Source organism: Arsenophonus endosymbiont of Aleurodicus dispersus (assembly GCF_900343015.1).
Classification (GTDB): domain Bacteria; phylum Pseudomonadota; class Gammaproteobacteria; order Enterobacterales; family Enterobacteriaceae; genus Arsenophonus.
The window spans coordinates 586,845-611,216 of the sequence record NZ_LR025108.1; the positions used below are offsets into that span (position 1 = coordinate 586,845).

Below are 24,372 nucleotides of genomic sequence, written 5' to 3' on the forward strand. Positions count from 1 at the left end.
AAGCTTACTTTATACTTGGTTTTATAAATTGTTACACTGGGTGGGTTTAGGAGTAAATGAGTAAACCCGATTCCTCGCAGGTTTAACTCCGACAGGAGCCATTCCGTGAAAGACTTATTAAAGTTTGTGAAAGCACAAACTAAAATAGAAGAGTTTGATGCAATAAAGATTGCTCTGGCCTCTCCAGAAATGATCCGTTCATGGTCATTTGGTGAAGTGAAAAAGCCAGAAACTATTAACTACCGTACATTCAAGCCTGAGCGTGATGGTCTTTTTTGTGCACGTATTTTCGGTCCTGTTAAAGATTATGAATGTTTGTGTGGTAAATATAAACGATTAAAACACCGAGGTGTGATTTGTGAGAAATGTGGTGTTGAGGTCACTCAGACTAAAGTGCGTCGTGAGCGTATGGGTCATATTGATTTAGCTTCACCGACAGCACATATCTGGTTTTTAAAATCATTACCGTCGCGTATTGGTTTGTTACTTGATATGCCTTTGCGTGATATTGAGAGGGTACTTTATTTTGAATCTTATGTTGTAATCGAAGGGGGTATGACAAGCTTAGAGCGTAGTCAAATATTAACTGAAGAGCAATATCTTGATGTTTTAGAAGAGTTTGGTGATGAATTTGATGCTAAAATGGGTGCAGAAGCGATCCAATATTTGTTAAAAAATCTAGATTTGGAGCAAGAGTGTGAAGTGCTACGTGAAGAGTTAAATACCACTAACTCTGAAACTAAACGGAAGAAATTGACTAAGCGTATCAAACTTTTAGAAGCCTTTATTCAGTCTGGTAATAAACCAGAATGGATGATCCTGAATGTACTACCGGTATTACCGCCGGATTTGCGTCCCCTTGTTCCTCTAGATGGTGGTCGCTTTGCAACTTCTGATTTAAATGATTTATATCGTCGTGTTATTAACCGTAACAATCGTTTAAAGCGTTTATTGGATTTAGCTGCGCCTGATATCATTGTTCGTAACGAAAAACGAATGCTACAAGAAGCGGTTGACGCACTATTAGATAATGGACGTCGTGGACGTGCGATTACTGGTTCTAATAAACGTCCGCTGAAATCTTTGGCTGATATGATCAAAGGTAAGCAAGGTCGTTTTCGTCAGAACTTGCTGGGTAAGCGTGTTGATTATTCAGGTCGTTCTGTTATTACGGTTGGTCCTTATCTTCGCTTGCACCAATGTGGTTTGCCTAAGATAATGGCATTAGAATTATTTAAGCCATTTATTTATGGTAAATTAGAATTACGTGGATTAGCGACAACGATAAAAGCAGCCAAGAAGATGGTTGAGCGTGAAGAAGCTGTCGTCTGGGATATTCTAGATGAAGTAATTCGTGAACATCCGGTGATGTTAAACCGTGCTCCAACGCTGCATCGTCTTGGTATCCAGGCGTTTGAGCCTATTTTGATTGAAGGTAAAGCAATCCAATTACACCCATTAGTGTGTGCTGCATATAACGCTGACTTTGACGGTGATCAGATAGCTGTTCACGTTCCGTTAACTTTAGAAGCGCAGTTAGAAGCGCGTGCCTTAATGATGTCGACAAATAATATTTTGTCGCCAGCCAGTGGTGAACCAATCATCGTACCATCTCAAGATGTGGTACTTGGGTTATACTATATGACACGTGACTGTGTCAATGCTGAAGGTGAAGGCATGGTATTGTCTGGACCTAAAGAAGCTGAGCTGGTTTACCGTGCAGGTTTAGCGTCATTACATGCTCGCGTTAAAGTCAGTATTACAGAAGAAGTCCGTGATGGTGAAGGTAATGTTGAGTTTACCACTCAGTTAGTTGATACTACAATTGGTCGCGCTATCTTATGGATGATCGTACCTAAAGGTCTGCAATACTCGTTAGTCAATCAGCTGTTAGGGAAAAAAGCAATTTCTAAAATGCTTAATACTTGTTACCGTGTTTTAGGCTTAAAACCAACCGTTATCTTTGCTGACCAGATCATGTACACCGGTTTTGCTTATGCTGCTCGTTCTGGAGCTTCTGTTGGTATTGACGATATGGTAATACCAGAGAATAAAGCGAGTATTATTGCTGAAGCTGAAGCTGAAGTTGCTGAAATTCAAGAACAGTTTCAATCAGGTTTGGTTACTGCAGGTGAACGTTATAACAAAGTGATTGACATTTGGGCTGCAGCTAATGAGCGTGTTGCAAAAGCGATGATGGAAAATTTATCCACTGAAACGGTTGTTAATCGTGATGGCAAAGATGAGCAACAAGTTTCGTTTAACAGTATTTTTATGATGGCTGACTCTGGAGCACGTGGTTCTGCAGCACAGATTCGTCAGTTAGCTGGTATGCGTGGTTTGATGGCGAAGCCGGATGGTTCGATTATTGAGACTCCGATCACCGCTAATTTTCGTGAAGGTCTGAACGTATTACAATACTTTATTTCCACTCACGGTGCTCGTAAAGGTCTAGCTGATACGGCCTTGAAGACAGCAAACTCAGGCTATTTAACCCGTCGTTTAGTTGATGTTGCACAAGATGTAGTTGTTACTGAGGATGACTGTGGTACTCACGATGGTATCTTAATGACACCGGTTATTGAAGGTGGTGATGTTAAAGAAACTTTACGTGAACGTGTATTAGGCCGAGTCATTGCTGAAGATATATTAGTACCTGGTACAGCAGATGTTTTAATACCTCGTAATGCCTTATTAAGTGAAAAATGGTGTGATGAACTGGAAGCTAACTCTATTGATAGCGTAATAGTGCGCTCTGTTGTAAGTTGTGAAACTGATTTTGGTGTTTGTGCAAAATGTTATGGACGTGATTTGGCACGGGGTCATATCATTAATAAAGGTGAAGCTGTTGGTGTTATTGCTGCTCAATCAATCGGTGAGCCAGGGACACAGTTGACAATGCGTACATTCCACATTGGTGGTGCAGCATCACGAGCTGCTGCGGAATCTAGTATTCAGGTACGTAATAAAGGTAATATCAAATTGGTTAATACTAAGTTTGTAAAAAACTCTGAAGGTCATTTAGTTATAACTTCTCGTAATACAGAATTACTAGTGGTAGATGAATTTGGTAGAACTAAAGAAAATTATAAAGTTCCTTATGGAGCGCACCTTAATAAGGGTGATGGTGATGGAGTTAATGGTGGTGAAACGGTTGCTAACTGGGATCCACATACAATGCCGGTTATCAGTGAAGTTGCAGGTATTATTCGTTTCTCTGATATGGTAGATGGACAATCTATTATACGTCAGACAGATGAACTAACAGGATTATCATCAATTGTTGTGCTCGATACAGCTGAGCGTACGGCTGGTAGTAAAGATTTGCGTCCTGCGTTGCGTGTTGTTTATGCTAAAGGTAATGATGTATTAATTCCTGGTACTGATATGCCAGCACAATATTTCTTGCCTGGTAAAGCTATTGTTCAATTAGATGATGGTGTGGTAATTAGTATTGGTGATACCTTAGCTCGTATTCCACAAGAATCTGGTGGTACCAAGGATATTACTGGTGGTTTACCTCGGGTTGCTGATCTATTTGAAGCACGTAGACCAAAAGAGCCTGCTATTCTAGCTGAAATTAGTGGTATTATTTCTTTTGGGAAGGAAACTAAAGGTAAATGTCGCCTAGTGATCACACCGATCGATGGTGATGATCCATATGAAGAGATGATCCCTAAGTGGCGTCAGCTTAATGTCTTTGAAGGTGAGCAAGTTGAACGTGGTGATGTGATTTCTGATGGTCCGGAATCACCGCATGATATTTTACGGTTACGTGGAGCGCATGCTGTTGCTCGTTATATCACGAATGAAGTCCAAGAAGTTTATCGCCTACAAGGTGTTGGAATAAATGATAAACATATTGAAGTTATAGTAAGACAAATGTTACGTAAAGTAACAATTGTTGATGCTGGCAGCTCTAAATTTTTAGAAGGGGAACAAGTAGAATACGCAAGCGTTAAAGTAGCTAACCGTAAATTAGAACAAGAAGGTAACGTGCCAGTTACTTTTAGTCGTGATTTACTAGGTATTACTAAAGCGTCTCTAGCGACAGAATCCTTTATCTCAGCAGCGTCATTCCAGGAAACAACACGTGTGCTTACTGAAGCTGCGGTTGCTGGAAAACGTGATGAACTTCGTGGTTTGAAGGAGAACGTTATTGTTGGTCGTCTAATTCCTGCCGGTACAGGTTATGTATATCATCAAGATCGTATGCATCGTCGTTATATGGTTAATGAAATTGTTGCGACATCACAAGTGAGCGCTGATGAGGCAACAGCTAATTTAGCGGAATTGCTAAATGCTGGTTTTGGTAATCGAGACTATGAATAACACAGCTAGACTAGCTCTGTAAAAAAATGCGATTTAAAATTTATATAGCTAGAGCTATATTCTGGAGAATATTCATCTGATGACACGCTTTTTATTACTTTATATATATTGAGTATATTTATTTCTTGTTTTCTTAGTTTTCTACTTTAGACCGAAAAATGGTAATAGTTAGTTATCTTGTTAAGAAGAACATCTTAATACTGATTTAAGTAACGCAATAAAAATTATCCAGGATAGTATTATTTATAGAATATGTTTAGCTGGTTTGTTTTTGATAAATTAAGTTTTATTGATTCATCAGTCTAAAAATAATTTTTACTTTTTTTTAGCAAAAGTGTTGTTTATATTATTCAGCAATAAGCTTTTTACCGATGAAAAAAGTACGTTATCTAGTGTTTGTTCGAATATCAAATAAAGTTAAGCAAAATTGATTATCTATGAGTTATTGGGGTATTATAAATTTTAGTGATAGACTAGCTTTTACTGATAAATAAACCAAGATTCTTACCTGTCATAATTTACTACCTGATAATTAAAATTAATTATTTCATCATAGTTCAACAACCATATAGTAGCCTTTAAAGCACAAAGAAAGATTAAGCTAAGTATCGTCAAATTACCTTAGATGAGGTTGATTGTTATTTAAAGAACAAATTAATTTTATGAGTAGACGTGAGTTGAAAAACAGTCGTGATATATTTTAGATACAATCTAACTTACATTTTTTGCCTCTCTTAGTTAGATAAGAAGAATTAACCTAATTTAAAATCTTATTTTTCCTATTTGTACTAGGGGATAATAGGTAACTATTATTATTGCATAATAATCTAATGGAAAAATTTACGTAAATATTAGGTAATATGGAGCACCAAATTATTAATTAATAATTGGTAGGTGTAAATAATAAAGTGGTGTTTTATTAACGTCCTAAATGATTATCCCAATCTTTCCAAACTGGTTGTAGTCCAGCGTTAATAATAACGTTAGCCATGGTTTCTGCGCTGCGATCATCATATACGGTAAATTGCTCCAGTGCTTTATGATTGTCAGCATAACCACCGGGTTGAGTCTTTGAACCAGCGCTAATGGTATTTATAACCAGTGGAATAATATTATCGCGGAAAAAAGGAGATTCCCTGGTTGATAATGACAACTCAACTTCAGGTGCCAATAAACGGAAGGCACAAATTAATTGAACTAATTCTGATTCATGGATGTTTGATGTCGGCTGTATACCACCGATACAATCGCGTATTCGGGGGAAAGAAATAGAGTAACGGCTTTTCCAATATTTTTTTTGCAGGTAAAACAAATGATTGGCTATCAATTGTTAGATAATCCTATTAGTGCACCTAACCCGATTTTATCAATACCTGCCTGACCAAGGCGATCTGGTGTTTCTAAGCGCCAAAAAAAATCTTGTTTTTTACCTCGTAAATGTTGTTGCTGATAAGTTGGTTGATGATAAGTTTCCTGGTAAACTAATACACCATCTAAGCCAATTTTTTTTAGTTCCTTATATTCTGTTATTGCTAATGGCTGAATTTCCATCAATAGCGAACTAAAATATTTTTTTATTAATGGAATATATTGCCGAAAATATTTCATCCCCACTTTGCCAGGATGTTCACCGGTTACAAGCAATATATTATTGTATCCAATGGAACGTATCGCTTCGCATTCTGCAATAATCTCTTTTTCATTAAGGACTTTTCGTTTTATCTGGTTGTTCATGGAAAAACCACAATAAACACAATCATTAGCACATAGATTAGACAGATATAGTGGCACATAAAGTCCAACAGTATTGCCAAAACGTTGTCTGGTTAATTTTTGCGCTTTTTGGGTTATAACTTCTAGATATGGATAGGCATCAGGTGAAATAAGAGCCATAAAATCCTGTAGTGATGGTCTATCTGAGCAAATAGCTTTTTCAATATCTTTAGCTGATTTACTATTAATTTGTATTATCAGTTGATGCCAATCAAGTTGCTGATAAATTTCAGTAAAAGTTGTCATTATTGAAATGCCTCTAGGAATTGTGTTAAAGGGCTAGCAGATGCTGCTAGATGCTGCTGCGCTGCCAGCCCAGCTGTTTGTACTATCTCACCAGCATCAATAGCCATACGAAAGGCATGAGCCATTGCGACAGGATCTTTAGCAACGGCAATAGCGGTATTTACCAGTACAGCATCGGCTCCCATTTCCAAAGCGGTTAATGCATGACTGGGGGCACCTAGTCCTGCATCGATAACCACTGGGATCGTGGCTTGTTCAATAATTATTTGTAGAAAATTATAGGTAATTAATCCTTTATTAGTCCCGATAGGTGCGCCAAGCGGCATCACGGCAGCGCAACCTACCTCCTCTAAACGCCGGCACAATACAGGATCGGCACTACAATAAGGTAAAACAATAAAACCTTCTTTTACTAATAATTCAGCTGCTTTTAAAGTCTCAATTAGATCTGGTAGCAAATATTTTGTGTCCGGGTGGATCTCAAGTTTTATCCAGTTTGTAGCTAGGGCATCACGAGCTAACCGAGCAGCAAATAAAGCTTCTTGTGCATTTTTAGCACCAGAAGTATTGGGTAGCAATTTGACGCCTATTTTTTGTAATGGAGCTAAAATATCATCATTTTTATTGATTAAATCAAGTCGTTTCATCGCCATAGTAACTAACTGACTGCCAGAAACTTTAATGGCTTTGGTCATTAATGATGAATTAGCGAATTTTCCGCTACCAATAAATAAACGTGATTGAAAATCAGTATTAGCAATTTTAAACATAAATCAGCCTCCTGCAATGGCCTGGAATAAAAGTATTTTATCTTGGTGGTTAATATAGTGATGGTTCCAATCTTCACGGGCAATAATGATCTGATTAATCGCTATTGCAATACCTAATTTGTTAATTTTCAGATGATCAAATAACTGGGCTATTGTGATCGTACCGTTAAGTGCCATCTGTTGATCATTTAGCGTAATGTGCATATTTATCTCCTTGTTCCACAAACTAAGCAGCTTTTTGCTTTGTTCAGTTGTAAGGTATGCCAACTATGTTTTTTACCATCGAATAATTTCAGTTTTCCATTAAGAGAAGAGGGTAAATTGATTAATAATTTAACCGCCTCTAAGGCTTGCAGAGTACCGATAACACCAACAATCGGTCCTACAACTCCTGCTGTGCGGCAATTTTGATTGGGTTCATTGGTATCAGGATAAAGGCAAGCGTAGCATCCTTGATTATAGGGTGGTTCAAGAACCAGCAGTTGACCATTGAAACCAATTGCACTACCACTAATGAGGGATTTATTTTCTGCTACACAAGCCGCATTAATTACCTGGCGAGTTGACATATTATCTGTACAATCTAATACCAGATCCGTATTACGGACAAGTGGTAGAAGAGAATGATAATGTTGTTTGTTATTAAATGTTTTTACCTTTATTTGTGGATTTAGCTTATTAAGTTGTTTTGCTGCTAATGTCACTTTAAGCTGAGAAACATCTTGTGTATGGTAAAGAATTTGTCGCTGTAGGTTAGAAATATGTAGTTTATCGTTATCGGCTAACCAGAGTTCACCGATACCGGCTGCAGCTAAATAAAGTGCCGCAGGTGAACCAAGGCCACCCAATCCCACAATCAGAACTTTGCTCAGTATTAATTTTTGTTGTCCTTTATTACCTATTTCTTCAAGTAAGAGCTGTCGGCTATAGCGCATAAAAATAGCATCATCAAGCATCAATTATTTCCTTACCTTCGATTAGATGTAGTAGATGAGCAACAACTTTGTTCCAGTTAGTCGATTTTGTGATGGCACTAACCATAGCAATACCTCCTACGCCGGTTGCAAGCACTGCTGGAACGCGTGCTAAAGATATACCGCCTATCGCAATATTTGAATAATCAGATATGGTATTAACCTGCTGTTTTAAATTTACTAAACCTTGCGCTGATGAGTACATTAATTTTGTGGTAGTAGGAAAAATATGTCCTAATGCAATATAAGATGGTCTTAACTGCTTTGCTTTGGTTAGTTCTTCTTGATTATGGGTTGAAATTCCTAAGCGCAATCCAGCTTTTTGTATGAGATTTAGATCAGCAAAATGAATATCCTCCTGCCCTAAATGGACGCCATAGGCGTCATGTTTGATGGCTAATTTCCAATAGTCATTAATAAATAGGCGAGCTTGATATTGCTTACCTAGCATAATGGCCTGATTAATATCTTCTTCAAGATTACTTGCTAATCGATTTTTAATCCTTAATTGAATCGTTGTCACACCGGCGTCAAGCAATCTCCTTATCCACTCTACTGTATCAACCACTGGATACAAACCAAGTTTATGTTCCGTAGGTGCAAATGCATGATCAGGCCATTTTGTCATCATCAATCGTCTCCATACCGTGGTATAACTCACTACCTTGGGCGCGAAATGTTTCCGATATCTGTGCCATTTTATCTGCGTGCTTATGCACTTCTTGCGAAATTTTCATGGAACAAAATTTAGGGCCACACATTGAGCAAAAATGTGCTATTTTCCCTGATGCTTTAGGTAGTGTTTCATCATGATAGGCACGCGCGGTTGCAGGATCGATAGACAGATTAAATTGGTCTTCCCAACGAAACTCAAATCTAGCTTTAGATAAGGCGTTATCTCTAATTTGAGCGCCAGGATGGCCTTTAGCAAGATCAGCGGCATGTGCGGCTATTTTATAGGTAATAAGACCTTGCTTTACATCTTCTTAGGCAAACCTAAATGTTCTTTGGGGGTAACATAACAGAGCATGGCACAGCCAAACCAACCAATCAAAGCTGCCCCGATACCAGAGGTAAAATGACCAGGCGCGATGTCAGTAGTTAAAGGTCCCAAGGTATAGAATGGCGCTTCATGGCAATGATTTAATTCTTCTGTCATATTACGTCGGATCATGTGCATTGGTATATGACCAGGTCCTTCTATCATAACTTGAACATCATATTGCCAGGCTATATTGGTTAGTTCGCCTAATGTATATAGTTCAGCGAATTGCGCTTCATCATTAGCATCTTGTAAAGAACCAGGTCGTAATCCATCGCCAAGGGATAAAGAGATATCATAAACGGCACATATTTTACAGATTTCATCAAAATGGGTATATAAGAAATTTTCTTGATGATGTGACAAGCACCATTTTGCCATAATAGAGCCCCCGCGAGAAACAATACCGGTCAATCTATTAGCAGTCATAGGTATATAGCGTAATAAGACACCTGCGTGGATGGTAAAGTAGTCTACTCCTTGTTCGGCTTGTTCAAGTAAGGTGTCGCGAAATATTTCCCAGCTTAAATTTTCTGCAACGCCATTGACTTTTTCTAATGCTTGGTATATTGGCACTGTTCCAATAGGAACCGGGCTATTGCGCAACAGCCATTCTCTAGTTTCATGGATATATCGCCCTGTAGATAAATCCATCACTGTATCAGCTCCCCAATGAGTCGCCCAGATTAGTTTTTCAATTTCTTCTTCAATCGATGAAGTAACTGAGGAATTACCAATATTAGCATTGATTTTTACTAAAAAATTTTGTCCAATAATCATTGGTTCGGATTCAGGATGGTTAATATTAGCAGGGATAATGGCACGTCCCGCGGCAACTTCTTGTCGAACGAATTCAGGCGTAATATTATTTGGTAGATTAGCACTAAAGCTTTGACCTGGATGCTGTTGAGTTAATTTTTTATTATTTATATTCTCACGTCCCATATTTTCTCGGATCGCAATAAATTCCATTTCAGGTGTGATTATCCCTTGACGGGCATAGTGCAATTGCGTGACTGTTTTTCCGATTTTAGCTTTCAATGGTTGTGGTCGTAATTGAAGCGAAGAGGATTTAATCCTGCATCATCTAGTCGTTGTTCGGTAAAATAAGAGCTGTGGTTTTTAACTAACTAAGTATCATTCCGATCTAGTATCCAGTATTTGCGGCATTTTTTTAAACCTACATTAATATCTACAGTTATATCAGGATCGCCATAGGCACCTGAAGTATCATAGATAGGTATTGCCTCATTCTCTGCAAACAAGGGTTTATCTTTTGTACCGCCAATCAAGGTAGGTGAAAGTTGAATTTCACGCATAGGCACTTGGGTATTATAGTGATAACCTGTTAAATAGATCCGCTTTGAGTGGGGGAAATTTATATTTTGTAGGTTATCCAGAAAACGTTGTGCCGCTTCACGTTTTGTTTTTCTATTGGTACTGGTTTTATCGTTGGTTGTAATAATATTTTTAGACATAGCAAAATCCTATAATCTTTACAAATAGTTTATGTAAAGAGAAAATTTTTTGAAAAATAGCTTGTCTGGAGTTCGTTGATAGCAATAGTAATACTGATTACAGTATTTGGGTTTCGTAGATCTGAAATTAATTACCTAAGCCTATTGTTAAACAGGCACTAAAACATGATGACTCAGACAAGATGATGTAGTCTAGAATAGAAATAAGGAAAAATGCAATAGATAATTTTTTTATAAAAGATCTGTTAATCAGAATAGATACTAGATATTAATGAAAATTAGTTAGTCTATATTTACTGTGTTCAAGTAATGTATATTTAACAAATTTAGTAATCAATCAGATATAGAATAATGAAGCTAGAAGCTATAAAATAGTTGGATGTGGGTGGTGTTCACCTGAAAGTATGTATTTTATCATTATTGCAGCTATTTCGGCAATAAAATGCCCCTATGCCTGTATGCTCATTGTATTATCCGTAAATTGCTACATGCATTATTTTTGCTATCTAGCATGCTGCTATATTGGCGTAATAAAAAAGCCAATATTTAAAGAAAGCCAATATTAAAAGTATGAGTAAGATTTATTGAAGTAGTTAAAACTATTGAAGAGGCGGTTAAAAGATAATTTAAAGAATAAATTAATATTGTTATTAACTAACAATATTCGTTATATTCTAGTGGTGAAATTATGCTGATGAGTTAATTAGTGCGTACTAATCTCATAACGATAAATTACCGTTTATAGCTACTGCTGATACCATTACTCACCATTTAATTTACTAGCTTTATGTAGAAAGTAAGAAAATGATAATTTAATTTTTTTTCTATCTCCTAGTTATATTAATAATAATATTAATTAAGTTGCTCGCTGAGCTAAGCAACAATAAAAAAGAAAATACACAATGATAATTTGCCATTTATCATTGTACAAAAATACTGAGTTAGCCGCCTTATAACTGCAAAATAGTTTTCCATTAGATGCGCAGATCCTGTTTAAGATATTATTATTATTTTAAATGTAAAGTGTTTAGGTTTTTTATTTTACAGTCGGAGATGTAATTCAGTTTCAACGTCATATTTATTGTTTGGATGATATAAAACAATACTATATGATCTTCAGTATCAATTATGTTATGTGATATAGTTTTCTGGTCATAGTAATTTATATGGTTAAAGTAGAAAGTAGTAAGGCTTTTCCCCCTCTAAGAGGTATACCTAGCCGAAAGCGTTACATCTATAGTTAGCCTGTCATTCTCTCTCTAATTGCTTAGGTTCATGCTGGCGCTCAATTGGTGTTTTGATACGTTGGGTAGTGTATTAACAACCTGGTATTATTACCATCTTATTAGTTTAGCTGCTAGAATCTCTTCTAGAGAGCGCTTTTTTTATTTGAGATTACTTAAACAGGTAAATATATTTCTGACAAATAACTTTTAAAATTGGTTACCCCTTCAGGAGAATAGTATATTTAATATAATGGGATATTTACTGTTTATTGGCCTCCTATAAATATACTGTGTAAGGATAACTTATGAATTAGACTATAAAAACGAAATATATCAGTTAAAGAGTTTTGCTGATTATCCATTTCTTCGAAGATATAATCTTGGCTATTAACCACGACGGCCACATATTTATTATTTTTGGCTGCAGAACGGATCATGGTTTGCCCACCTCAATATTTTCAATTGCATTTTCTAGCGTACAATCTAGCTTGGATACAATTTCCACAAGATTAACAACAACTATATCAATTGGAGTTATTTGATGTTGTTTCATGATTTTATCATCTTGCCAGCGGAGAATACTGCCATGTACTTTGGTATGAAGCGTTTTAACACGACCAGCCATCATTTCTGGCCATTATGTATAATCATAAACCGCTATAAGAGTTAACCCGGCGGCTAGTAATAATTTACCTACTGGTACATATAAGTTCCACTTTACGTTGAGATAAAGCTTTAGCAAATTAAACAATACCTTCTTTGTCATAAACACTCAGTAGAGCACGCGGCGGAGTTGTGCCATGAAATAGATCTATAAATATTTCCTAAAATATTAATTAAATTTTATAGCTATTTGCTATTATAAATAATATTCTCGATTGAAATAAAAATTGTTTGTTTAAACCTTAATTTAAGATCACTAAAAGAGATAAGATAATATCTTGCTGTTTAATTAATGAATTAAATAAAATTATACAGATGATTGCTTGCAAGACGTATAAAACTTTCTATAATGCGCCCTGACTGAGTAAGTAGTGAAATAATTGATTAAATTTAATTACGTAGACTCAGGATAATGAGACAATCTGTGTGGCGCTGATATATCATCAAAAAATATTTGATTTAAAAGTCTTGAATAGTGACAAAAAAATTAATTAATATATGAATTAATTAGTAGGTAACGACGAAGGCGATAAAATTACGATAACGTAAGCTAAACAAAAGCGCGTTACGGTTAGTAAGATATTATTTGAGCTTTCAACTTTTAATTGAAAAGTTTGATCATGGTTAATATTTAGCTCTGGCGGTAGGCCTATTATCTGATAAATATAAAGGCAAGCTAAGATTAGCTGAATAACTTGTAGTCCCATTCGTCTAGTGGTTAGGACATCACCCTTTCACGGTGGTAACAGGGGTTCAAATCCCCTAGGGGACACCACTAAGATAATTAGAAGTTGTTATATTAATTTTGCAGGTGTTTTTTAGATAGGCCTTTATTAGGTAAAGAAAGGTTGAAGCTAATTCAACTATTTGGTTTAACTATTTCTTTAACAATCTGGAACAAGCTAAAAATTGAACCACACATTTTGAAAAAATGATAATGATGAGGATAATTCTCAAAACTTCCACCATAAGTGTTTTAAAAGATAGAATTTTAGTTGGTTTTAAGATTAAATTAGTTAGTATTTAGTTTAGTAACGTGTTATACGTGTTAGCAAGGCAGCTAAATGAAGCAGGATGAATAAAAAATTGTCTGGCGGTAATAGCGCGGTGGTCCCACCTGACTCCATACCGAACTCAGAAGTGAAATGCCGTAACGCCGAGGGGTCTACCCCATGTGAGAGTAGGGCGCTGCCAGACTTTTATTATATTAATAAAGCCACCCAAGGGTGGCTTTATAGTTTTTATTGTTTAATTTTGTAACTCTTATCTATTCTATATTATCTTAAACACTAAAATCGTTGTTTCGAATATACTAAGGTTTTTTTTTCAGTTATTAACTGGGATGAAGGGGTGAAACTTCTTGTAGATAAGTCAAATAACATTGACTTTATCTATGTTATTCAGAGTCTTTAACTAGCCATCTAATGTTTTTTAGATAACTAATTAAAGTAATAAACAATTTTTACTATTGTTAGTGTGTAAACAAAGAAAAATAAATTTTTGATTTCCCTGAACGGGATTTAATTATTTATATCATCCTGCTAATAAATATTTTAATAAAATTAAGATTCATTTTTATGATCTCTATTTACTTGTAAATCTTACTAGTAGTTCCGGGGGATAAAAAAATTATTTTTTTATAGGATTAATAAAACCAATAGCTTCATAAACCTTACTAAGGGTTTTTTGAGCGCGTGCCTCTGCTTTGCTAGCACCTTCTGACATAATATCATTTAATAATATTTTGTTATTACGAAATTCATCTAAACGACTTTGGATATTTGTTAACATAGCTGAAACAGCTTCAGCAACTGTGTTTTTTAGATCTCCGTACATTTTTCCAGCAAATTGTTTTTCTATTTCCGAGTTAGATGTACCTGTGACGCCAGAAAGGATATCTATCAGATTAGAAATACCAGGTTTTTTTTCTAAATCATAATAAATTCGTGGTGGCTTGTCAGAATCAGTAAGGGCACGTTTTATTTTTTTAGCCGCTAAGTTTGGGTTTTCTAATAAAGTTATTACATTATTTCGGTTATAATCTGATTTTGACATCTTTTTTTGTGGTTCTTGTAGAGACATAACCCGTGCTCCTTTTTTAGGAATAAAGGGATCTGGTATAGTAAATATTTGACCATATAGCGAATTAAAACGTTGAGCAATATCGCGGCTTAATTCTAAATGTTGCTTTTGATCAATACCAATCGGTACTTGGTTTGCCTGGTAAAGTAAAATATCAGCAGCCATTAATACCGGATAATCAAATAATCCAGCATTAATATTTTCAGTATAACGGGTTGATTTTTCTTTAAATTGTGTCATGCGGTTTAATTCACCAAAATAGGTATAACAGTTAAGTGCCCAACTGAGTTGAGTATGTTGAGGAACATGTGATTGAACAAAAATAGTATTTTTTTGGGTATCAATACCACAAGCAAGGTATAAGGCTAATGTATCAAGTGTATTTTTTTTTAATTCTTTGGGGTCTTGACGGACTGTAATTGCATGTTGATCAACAATACAATATATACAGTCATAATTATCTTGCATGTGGCTCCATTGGAGTAATGCGCCAATATAGTTGCCGATAGTTAACTCCCCAGAAGGTTGAGCTCCACTGAATACAATCGGCTTTTTGTGGGTATTATTAGATTTTATAGGGGGTATATTCATATTACAATTCCTGAATTATCAAAGGTCGCTGTCCTAATGTAGAAAGTAGATCTACAAATCTATCTATACATAATCTGGGTTACTTAATGAAATATATTCACCATACTTTACTTTTATCTAAGACATCAGCTAATCAGCAGCACTGTAGACTAATGTACCTTAATTTTTTAAAGATAGCCTTGATAAGATGTTATAGTTTAAATACCAGTTAATTTTAAACATATCATAAAATGGCTTCAGCTAACTTTTTACGCATAGCATTAATTACAGATTTGTAATCCGGTTGATTAAAAATTGCTGACCCTGCGACAAAAGTGTCAGCACCTGCACTTGCAACATTAATAATGTTATTAACATTGATCCCGCCATCAACTTCTAAGCGAATATTATAACCGTTATTATCTATTATTTTACGAACTTGAAGCAATTTATTTATGGTTTGTGGAATAAAAGATTGTCCACCAAACCCAGGATTTACCGACATGATTAGGATCATGTCTAATTTATCTATCAAGTAATCTAAATAGTTTAATGGTGTAGCAGGATTAAAAGCTAAACCAGCTTTACATCCGTTATTTTTAATTAATTGTAATGTGCGATCAATATGTTCACTTGTTTCAGGATGAAAGGTAATATAAGCTGCCCCAGCTTTAGCAAATTCATAAATCAGTCGATCTACTGGTTTTGCCATCAAATGCACATCAATGGGTGCCTTAATACCATAATCGAGCAATGCTTGACATATTATTGGGCCGAAAGTTAAATTTGGAACATAATGGTTATCCATAACGTCAAAATGGATAATATCAGCGCCTGCTTTAATAATTTTACCAGTATCTTCACCTAAACATGCGAAATTTGCTGATAAAATAGAGGGGGCAATTAGAAAATCTTTCATTATTGTCTCCGATTTGTTTTTTTATTTTATGCATTTTTTTTATAAGTTGGATTATAAAATGCTAAAAGTTCATCAACTTTTCTACGAGTAATGTTATTAGTACTAATTGTTCTACGTACTTTAACAACATTTAGCTTGGCGTGATGATACCATTCTCTAGTTGCTGGTGTATCATGATTGGAGATTAATACTGGTATTCCGCGTGTTGATGATAAGTGATAAGCAATTTGAGCGAGATTGTATTGTTCTTTGTTACCAAAATTAGTTGTATGATATGCGGTAAAATTAGCTGTATCAGAAAGAGGTGTATAGGGTGGATCGCAGTAAACAACAGCACTTTTGTTTACTGATAGCAATGTTTCTTGATATGTTTGGCAGACAAAGATAGCTTTCTGTGCTTTTTCAGCAAACCAATAGAGTTCATTTTCTGGAAAATAAGGTTTTTTATAACGCCCAAATGGAACGTTAAATTCTCCTTTTGAGTTATAGCGACAAAGACCATTGTAACAATGACGATTAAGATATAAAAACAGTTCACTACGTTGTTTAGAATTATTACATAAGTTAAACTCAGTACGTAAGCGGTAGTATTGTTCAGGAGTATTTAACTCACTGTTAAACAGCTGACGTGAATGGTGCATAAATTTATCAGGATGATATTTTACAGTATTATATAAATTAATCAGATCATTATTAATGTCAGCCAGGATGTAACCATTATAGTTAGTATTCAAAAATACAGAACCAGACCCAACAAATGGCTCTACCAGACAATCACCTTTGGGTAGGTATTTAAAAATTTCTTCTATTAGAAGAAATTTGCCGCCAGCCCATTTTAAAAAAGCTCTTTTTTTCTTCATACCGTTATATTTTATCTAAGTTTTCCAGAGTTTTTGATATATCTCTGTTTAGGACAGCATATTTGCGCCTAATCATTTTTTATTTTTGATCTTGCTTCATTTGTTGGAATCTTTTAACCCTGTTTTTCTGAACAGAAGCTGGCGAAGTTTAAATTGCGTTTTTTTCATTGACTGAGCAGTAATTACCATGGATAATAACATACCACGGTTGCCCATTAAGATTACTAGCTAACAATAAATCACCACTTTGTATATGTTCGAACGATTTATTTTTTCATGATTAATGTTAATGGTTAGGTAGTTTAGTAGATTGCTGTTTTGTTGATGATGGCGTTTATGTTTTATTTTCAACAAGTTGTGGCTTTATATTAGGTAATGTTTGTTCTTATATATATAATCCAAATAGCAATAACAGTATATTTTTTAGAGAAAAAATATACTGTTATGTGCTAAGTTTAATAATGTACTTTGCGCATTTATAGCTAAGATTGAATGTAATAAGTTATTTTCTTTTAATTAAATTTTAATAATTCATTAAAATTTTTCTAATCAATAAAAAAATAATTATCTAAAATAATGCAAAAATTAATCATTTATTCTAAGTATAAATTTTATTTATACCCTGATAATGTTTTATACTATCTAAATCAATAATAACGTATATTTGCTGAGAGAAAATACTAGTCAGGTTTTTACCTAATATATATTTGAGATAAAAGTGAGTTTGGTGCTTTGACGCCTATTTTTATTATTATAGAATAAAGGTAATGTAGCGTTACACCGGGTGTAACGGTTAACTTTTTCATATTTATTTTACCTTTATAATAATTCAATAATTTGGTTAGCAACCATTTTTGCACTTTTATCGTCAGTATTAATAGTCATATCTGCTATTTTTTCATAAAGCGGATTGCGCTCATTAGCAAGTTTTTCTAAAACTTCACTACCAGTATGATCTAATTGCAGTAAAGGTCTTTTTTTATCTCGTTGAGTTCGTGCCATTTGTTTTTCAATTGTAGTGGCAAGATAAACTACTAACCCGCGAGCAGAAAGACGGTTGCGTGTTTCTTTTGATTTTATAGATCCGCCTCCTGTTGCCAGGACAATACCTTTTTTTTCTGTAAGCTCATTAATAATTTTTTCTTCACGTTCTCGAAAGCCTTCCTCGCCTTCTAAATCAAATACCCAACTCACATCAGCACCAGTACGTCTTTCAATTTCTTGATCGGAATCAAAAAACTCCATACTCAGTTGCTGAGATAGCTGGCGACCTATAGTACTTTTCCCGGCGCCCATAGGCCCAATCAGAAATATATTACGTTTCTCTGCCATGTTTTGGTATTACTAAGATTGTTCGTTAATGATAACACGCCCCATCAAATTAGCAATGGGACCTATAATTGAAACCTCAATGAGTATTGACATACTTTATTGTATATAAAAGCAAAAAAACAAATACCTTTAGTTTTTTTGAATTATATAGAATAGTCCTGTTTTTGGAACATAACTGATAGTTTTATTTTTTTACAGGTTTAAAATTACGAATGTCTAGTCTTACTAGAGAGTATTACGAAACTCAAGTATTCATCTTTAAATTTGTTTGCGCCATAAGTTTAAGATCAATAAATTGTTAAACAACGGCGATATATATACGTAAAATTGATTATTGATTGCACATTATGATTTATCTTAAATTAGATATAAAAATTATTACACATATAAACGCCTGATTATTGAGTGTCTTTGTTAGCTAAATCTTTCTTATAGTCAAATTTATAAGCTACTATTCACAATTATCTCATAATCATCAGATTATTTTTGTTCCTTTTAGAGTTGTTTAGTATGAGGTTATATTATATAAATATAATTATTAGTTACTATATTTCTTTAAATATTAATTAATTTTGGTATTAAATGGTATTAAAAATATGAATAATGCTTTATGATAAGTTTATTTTATCATCTTTGGCGAATAAATTACTAAAAAATGAATTTTTATCATGTGAGGCATTTTGGGTTATTGATTGTTTTTCTACTTAAAATTCTACACTTTAAATAAGTGTTTTCCCATTATTAATCATAATTTTCGGAGAGATTTCTTTTCTTGTTTATTAATTGCCATGTGTTGGTAAGTATTTGTTCAGTGGGTATTTTAACTAATTTTTAGAAATATACGAACTTTACTTCTTAGTAAAATAGTATAAGTTACTTCCATTCCTAATATTGCTTCTTTAAATTCTATCTGATTTTTTATTACTTTGAATGATATAAGTAATTTCTGTACCTTGTTTAAGGCTGGTGGACTGATTATGAGAGTACATTAATCTGTTGTTAGCAATTATATATAGCTAATTTTGGGGTTTTAAATTACTTAATTATATAATCAGTACCTTAAAATTTTATTAATATTAAAAGCGATATTATGTAGAATGGAAGATTAGGTTGGGTAATTAATATTAAGTTGATCTACTATTGATAATAGATGATGTCGTCTTGTTGTTTAGGTATATCAATTTTTTAGCCTGGATTTAATAAGCTCAATGTATCTCTTATATTAAGTTATTTAATTTGTTTGTCAGCGACATTTTTTCCTTTTTTGATAGTAAATTAGGTATTTTTTTATGAAAGCTGAGATGCGATTAATTTTGCTAAGCATATTGAAGTGGATAACATATATGGCTGCTTACGTATATCAAATATAAGAAAAAATTAATAGTAAACTATAAATTTATATATAAAATAGTACGCTTTAATTTTTTGTTGAAATTATGGTTACTATATAGAATTCATTTTAGTCTAAAAAAAGAGCACTTAATGAAAATTAACAAATATTTTTTAGATAGCGTTGAGTATAAAATAGTGCGCTGATATTTCTTGCTTCATTAAAATCTTTAACATCAAGTAGTTGCATCATATTTGCCAGTGGCCAACGAATTTGCTCTAGTGGTTCTGGTTCATCGCCTTCTAGTTTTTCTTCATATAGATTTTGTGCAATAAATATATTCATTTTGCTGGAAAAATAGGCTGGTGATATTGTTAGTTTAGCTAGTAATTCAACATGTTTTGCGCCATAACCAATTTCTTCTTTTAATTCTCTTATAGCAGCTTGTATGGAAGTTTCTTCTTTATTAATTGCCCCTTTGGGAAAACCTAGTTCATATTCTTCAATACCAACAGCATATTCACGAATTAAAATTAGTTCATTATTAATTACAGGAACGATTAATACGGCTTCATTTATTGTTGGCTGCATTCTTTCATAAATACGTTTAGTGCCATTGCTAAATTTAATATCAACAGACTGAATACGAAAAAGTTTAGATTCAGCAATATTTTTTATATTTAATATTTGGGGTTTTTTGATTTGTTTCATATGCTGTGTCCTAGACAAAATTTGTTGAATAGATAATAACTTTTTATATTAATAAAAAGGATATGATTTTAATTTTTTGCTGAAATCAATTGTCATTAAATATATTTTTTTAGTGATAATATATCAATAAATTTAGCCATAGGTGATGATTATCATTAGTATAATTTTATTATATTAATAATTAATTGAACTACTATGTTATTCACATGGATAATGAATAAATCGTAACTCATTCTTATTAAGATGAAAATAAGAAAACATAGTAGTAACTATTTTATTTAGGGCTAGTGAAATAGTAGTTTTTATGCACAGGAATGATTATTTATATCATGGGTGTAAAGAAGCTTACCTTTTTAATATTGTTTATTTTAATTATTTGCTTGTTTATATTGGTGGTTATGAAAGTAAAAATGATCTACATAGATTACTATTCTTAATACAAGCTAATTTTCTTACGTCTGATGAATATCAGATAATTTGTCGCTATAGATGAAATTTAATAAAGATAAAACAAAAACCACTTGGTCAGATGAATAAATAAATGTTTTAGCAACTGAAAATAATATTTACTTATGTGCTACTAAGTCCAGCATTAGTTATTACGACTGGTAAAAATAAATCTGAAATGATAATTGCTATTTTTTTCTTGGTTAATATTATTTTGCGGATAAACTTTTATTATTGGGGTTTATCTTCTTTATCGATTATAGGTTATTGCATATCTTGGGGGGCGATGATTGCATTAATATCAAGTAAATCGTTAATTAGCATCTGGTATATCTTACTTGGTAGGTTTTTTAAAAAGTACAGTACCTATAGAACAATAAAAGTGGCTGCTGTTAAAGCAGTTTACTGATTTTATCATTTCCCAAATGGGAAATATATTCAGCAATTTGTTTTGCGCGGTAGTAAAAAGCCTAATTATAGTAACAAGCTGTTAAAGATAGTTTGCAAAAATCTGGGTTATCTATTTTTTAGCTAAATATATTCAAAGACGAGCTTTTTAAGCGCGTATAATTAATACTTCATTAGAAGGCCGAATACATATAATTTAATTATTTTGCTTTGCCTTGATTAACAACAGACGCATCTTTTGCTGCTATTTCAGTTTGATCGATCCCCAAGATAGTAGTGCTTACTAGGTTTCATATTTTTATCAAATTCATATACCAGTGGAACGGCGGTTGGAATATTAAGTTCTAGTATCTCTTCTTCACTTATGTTATCTAGATGTTTTACTAATGCACGTAATGAATTACCGTGAGCAACAATAATGACTTTTTTACCTTTAGCAACTCCAGGTTTAATAACCTCTTCCCAATAAGGTACAACACGTTCAATTGTGGTAGCTAGACTTTCAGTGACAGGCAGCTCTGATGGTTTTAAATTTGCATAACGAGGATCTTTACCTGGATAACGAGGATCACTTTGAGTTAATTTTGGTGGTGTAATTTTCAAGCTACGACGCCATAGTTTCACTTGATTTTCACCATATTTTGCCGTAGTTTCTGCTTTATCTAACCCTTGTAGTGCACCATAATGACGTTCATTTAGCCTCCAATTTTTTTCAACTGTTAGCCACTGTTGATCTATTTGATCTAAAATATTCCACAATGTGTGAATAGTACGTTTTAAAACTGATGTATAAGCATAGTCAAAAACAAAACCTTCTCTTTTTAAGAGAAGACCTGCGTCTGTTGCTTCTTCGCGGCCCTTATCGGAAAGTTCAATATCAGTCCAACCAGTGAATCTGTTTTCTTTATTCCATTCGCTTTCGCCGTGTCTTATCATAACCAGCTTAGTTACTGCCATAATTTAAATTCCTATTAGGACATTCATTAAAATCGATTTGCATTATTATATTATTCGTGTAACTTAACAACTAACTGATAGTAGTTTTTACCCTGTTTAGTAAGAATAAGAACAACAATGATTTAACCTGCTCATCATTAAATTAGTTGCTCAATACCGAAAATTTACTATTTTGCTATATTTATAAATAAATATTATTTAAGCATCTTTAGCTTGCTCTTGCTAGTGCTAGATCAAGCTCTTTTGTTAAATAATTTAAGTTATTAAAATATCCTAAATAGGATATTTAGGTTGCCTAGACGATAAAATATTAAGTTATAACGATGATTATTTTGCTCGAAAAATACTTTAATAGGTTATATGATATATGTATAAATATTTTTGAAAAATAGAGCCATTGAGCTTCTTTTTTTTTACTAGTAAACCCTATCTATATCTGGTGGCCTTTACTTCACTATAGCAGTAAAAAAACATAGAGTACCCACATTCTTTAATTGATAAGCCTTATCGTGTTGCTCCAGCTTATATTGATGCTTTTTTGCAGTAAAATACCCATAAATTTATCTTACCTCCCTTCAACACCAGTTTTATTAGAAAATAACCAATCAAACTTCTCCTATAAATTTTTATCCAAAATAGATACAAGTAGATTTAAAATCTGTATTCATACAATTTCATTTAGTTTTCACTTACTGTAATAAAAAAGTTTTTATATATTATATCTTCTGTATAGAATCAATGATTGATAATTTATTACTTGTTAATATATATAAATAATATATTTCATGGTTACTGATATCCAGTAAAATAAACAAGAAAGTATAATATAAATCGGCAATGTAAATAACCAAGCCAGTAATATATTTTAAAATTTTTTAACTTGTATACCACCATCAAGAACCATTGTACCTCTTCTAGCAGAAGATAGAACTTGTGTTGTTGATACCGGCATACAAAACTGGCAACACCAATGGAAACTACAGCAGTAACTTGGGCAGAAACACCTTGATGAGCATAACCAGTAAAGTGCAATAATAATCAACAGTGGTGCATATTCTACTGTATTAAGTAAATCATTACTTAAGTTACGCAAAAAAAAAACGTGCATCAGAATAGAATGTCTCTGGTAGTTTAGCTACATTGTATCGGATAAGCACATTAATAATCTACGCATTTGATTACGTTGCTCATGGTTTAGTGCTGAATAACTTTGAATATCCGTCAACATCAGTGATATCTGTTTTATTAATAGGACGTGAATTATCACAATGGAATTTATCATCTAAAATTTCTCACCCAGACTCTGGTTATCACTTATTAACAATATGGTTTACCGCTGACTGATGTTCTTCATAATAATGTTGAAGATGCACTATCGCGTCATGAGTACGAGTTATATCATATTAAGCACAAACCAAGCTAGCTGGTGCCACTCCAATTAACACCATACCCTTCTTCATTAGCGCCATGGAAAAAACTGACGCAGCAGATAAAATCAATAAGTTGGTGTCCTTTTACCATCTTTCTTCTCTCGCTCTGCTGTAAATGAATATGATGATGTTTTTGTGTACCACTACAATAAAAGCATAAAAAGAAAATTAGCCATTATGCGATAACAAAACCAATAGCAGGAGAAAGAATGATGGAAAGAAATTATTTTGGGAATGTTTAATGCATTCACTCACTATAGAGGAGTAAGTTACTAATGCATTGGTTAAACTAACCCCAATAATGGGGCCTATTAATGTATGGGAACTTAATTCTAAATACCAGGTACCTCAATTCAAAATAATAGCCGCCAATAACCTGGAAAACCCCATTGCTCGGCTATGAGCGAGCAGAGCTTACATTAAAGAGAAAATCTATTGGTTGGTAATAAATGTACAATCGCATAAGCAACAGTCAAGCCACCTAAAATAACTCAAAAAAAGTAAAAAAAACTAGCCATAAAAACGGCAAATTTAGCTCCACCGTTGCATTTGTGGATGGAACGAACCCATTAATTGCGCTAGTATTCTGTGTAAAAATCTAACCCAGTAAATAATCGTATCGGCTATTTTGTCTAGCCAATTTAGGCCCAAAATGGTTAAAAGTACTGATATTGGATGGATCATGGTAAACGTGGGTAGAAAATTTTTATGGTATCGGACTATTTTGTGATGCTAGCAGTAGTCACTATCAGTGCATGCCACTCATGTAAAGATGATATGCTACCTTACCTTTGCACCACTTAGTGTTGGTTGGTTTGCACG

Annotated in this window: 10 protein-coding genes, 1 tRNA gene, 1 rRNA gene and 5 pseudogenes; 3 read left to right on the top strand and 14 right to left on the bottom strand. The window is 33.7% G+C overall.

All coding sequences use genetic code 11. The features are described 5' to 3' along the window. Window positions 1-105: 105 nt before the first annotated feature. Window positions 106-4,332 (top strand): DNA-directed RNA polymerase subunit beta', encoded by a 4,227-nt coding sequence (gene rpoC / locus WBAF_RS02200; RefSeq protein WP_121463418.1) that lies wholly within the window; start codon window positions 106-108, stop codon window positions 4,330-4,332. A 919-nt stretch (window positions 4,333-5,251) separates the two neighbouring features. Here the strand turns inward: rpoC and thiH are convergent. From thiH to purH, 7 genes and pseudogenes are all read right to left on the bottom strand, one after another. Continuing rightward, window positions 5,252-6,354, bottom strand: a pseudogene (gene thiH / locus WBAF_RS02205) (2-iminoacetate synthase ThiH). Beyond that, window positions 6,351-7,121: a thiazole synthase gene (locus WBAF_RS02210; protein ID WP_121463419.1), complete on the bottom strand. Its 771-nt coding sequence runs from the start codon at window positions 7,119-7,121 to the stop codon at window positions 6,351-6,353. Before WBAF_RS02210 ends, thiH begins: the two are co-directional and overlap by 4 nt. A gap of 3 nt (window positions 7,122-7,124) precedes the next feature. Further along, on the bottom strand, window positions 7,125-7,325 hold the full coding sequence (gene thiS, locus WBAF_RS02215; RefSeq protein WP_121463420.1) for a sulfur carrier protein ThiS: 201 nt from the start codon (window positions 7,323-7,325) through the stop codon (window positions 7,125-7,127). 2 nt (window positions 7,326-7,327) lie between these two features. Continuing rightward, on the bottom strand, window positions 7,328-8,077 hold the full coding sequence (locus WBAF_RS02220; RefSeq protein WP_121463421.1) for a HesA/MoeB/ThiF family protein: 750 nt from the start codon (window positions 8,075-8,077) through the stop codon (window positions 7,328-7,330). Further along, window positions 8,070-8,723 carry a thiamine phosphate synthase gene (gene thiE, locus WBAF_RS02225; protein WP_121463470.1) on the bottom strand — a complete coding sequence of 218 codons (654 nt, stop codon included), beginning with the start codon at window positions 8,721-8,723 and terminating at the stop codon, window positions 8,070-8,072. Before thiE ends, WBAF_RS02220 begins: the two co-directional genes overlap by 8 nt. Further along, a pseudogene (gene thiC, locus WBAF_RS02230) lies at window positions 8,707-10,615 on the bottom strand (phosphomethylpyrimidine synthase ThiC). The gene thiE and the pseudogene thiC overlap by 17 nt, the downstream one beginning before the upstream one ends. A 1,546-nt stretch (window positions 10,616-12,161) precedes the next feature. Then, a pseudogene (gene purH, locus WBAF_RS02515) lies at window positions 12,162-12,656 on the bottom strand (bifunctional phosphoribosylaminoimidazolecarboxamide formyltransferase/IMP cyclohydrolase); the annotation flags it as partial. A 548-nt stretch (window positions 12,657-13,204) separates the two neighbouring features. Between purH and WBAF_RS02245 the strand changes: the two are divergent. Next, a tRNA-Glu gene (locus tag WBAF_RS02245) sits at window positions 13,205-13,279 on the top strand. A 314-nt stretch (window positions 13,280-13,593) separates the two neighbouring features. Beyond that, window positions 13,594-13,701, top strand: a 5S ribosomal RNA gene (rrf, locus tag WBAF_RS02250). Between the two features lie 432 nt (window positions 13,702-14,133). Here rrf and trpS read toward each other — a convergent pair. The 7 genes and pseudogenes from trpS to WBAF_RS02705 all read right to left on the bottom strand — a co-directional run bounded on the left by trpS (window position 14,134) and on the right by WBAF_RS02705 (window position 24,170). Beyond that, window positions 14,134-15,177 (bottom strand): tryptophan--tRNA ligase, encoded by a 1,044-nt coding sequence (trpS, locus tag WBAF_RS02255; RefSeq protein ID WP_121463424.1) that lies wholly within the window; start codon window positions 15,175-15,177, stop codon window positions 14,134-14,136. A 223-nt stretch (window positions 15,178-15,400) separates the two neighbouring features. Continuing rightward, window positions 15,401-16,075 carry a ribulose-phosphate 3-epimerase gene (gene rpe, locus WBAF_RS02260; protein WP_121463425.1) on the bottom strand — a complete coding sequence of 225 codons (675 nt, stop codon included), beginning with the start codon at window positions 16,073-16,075 and terminating at the stop codon, window positions 15,401-15,403. A gap of 26 nt (window positions 16,076-16,101) precedes the next feature. After that, window positions 16,102-16,935 (bottom strand): adenine-specific DNA-methyltransferase, encoded by an 834-nt coding sequence (gene dam, locus WBAF_RS02265; protein WP_121463426.1) that lies wholly within the window; start codon window positions 16,933-16,935, stop codon window positions 16,102-16,104. Window positions 16,936-17,754: 819 nt separating this feature from the next. After that, window positions 17,755-18,267, bottom strand: a complete 513-nt coding sequence (gene aroK, locus WBAF_RS02270; RefSeq protein ID WP_121463427.1) for a shikimate kinase AroK — start codon at window positions 18,265-18,267, stop codon at window positions 17,755-17,757. A gap of 1,489 nt (window positions 18,268-19,756) precedes the next feature. Continuing rightward, window positions 19,757-20,308 (bottom strand): ADP compounds hydrolase NudE, encoded by a 552-nt coding sequence (gene nudE, locus WBAF_RS02275; protein ID WP_121463428.1) that lies wholly within the window; start codon window positions 20,306-20,308, stop codon window positions 19,757-19,759. 1,055 nt (window positions 20,309-21,363) lie between these two features. Beyond that, window positions 21,364-22,120, bottom strand: a pseudogene (gpmA, locus tag WBAF_RS02280) (2,3-diphosphoglycerate-dependent phosphoglycerate mutase). A 760-nt stretch (window positions 22,121-22,880) separates the two neighbouring features. Next, window positions 22,881-24,170: pseudogene (locus WBAF_RS02705) on the bottom strand (inorganic phosphate transporter). Between the last annotated feature and the right edge of the window lie 202 nt (window positions 24,171-24,372).

Coding starts and splice junctions, on each gene's coding strand:
- thiS (WP_121463420.1), bottom strand. CDS start 7,325: ATGCACATTACGCTAAATGATCAACAGATGGCACTTAACGGTACGATC.
- rpe (WP_121463425.1), bottom strand. CDS start 16,075: ATGAAAGATTTTCTAATTGCCCCCTCTATTTTATCAGCAAATTTCGCA.
- trpS (WP_121463424.1), bottom strand. CDS start 15,177: ATGAATATACCCCCTATAAAATCTAATAATACCCACAAAAAGCCGATT.
- WBAF_RS02220 (WP_121463421.1), bottom strand. CDS start 8,077: ATGCTTGATGATGCTATTTTTATGCGCTATAGCCGACAGCTCTTACTT.
- aroK (WP_121463427.1), bottom strand. CDS start 18,267: ATGGCAGAGAAACGTAATATATTTCTGATTGGGCCTATGGGCGCCGGG.
- nudE (WP_121463428.1), bottom strand. CDS start 20,308: ATGAAACAAATCAAAAAACCCCAAATATTAAATATAAAAAATATTGCT.
- dam (WP_121463426.1), bottom strand. CDS start 16,935: ATGAAGAAAAAAAGAGCTTTTTTAAAATGGGCTGGCGGCAAATTTCTT.
- thiE (WP_121463470.1), bottom strand. CDS start 8,723: ATGACAAAATGGCCTGATCATGCATTTGCACCTACGGAACATAAACTT.
- WBAF_RS02210 (WP_121463419.1), bottom strand. CDS start 7,121: ATGTTTAAAATTGCTAATACTGATTTTCAATCACGTTTATTTATTGGT.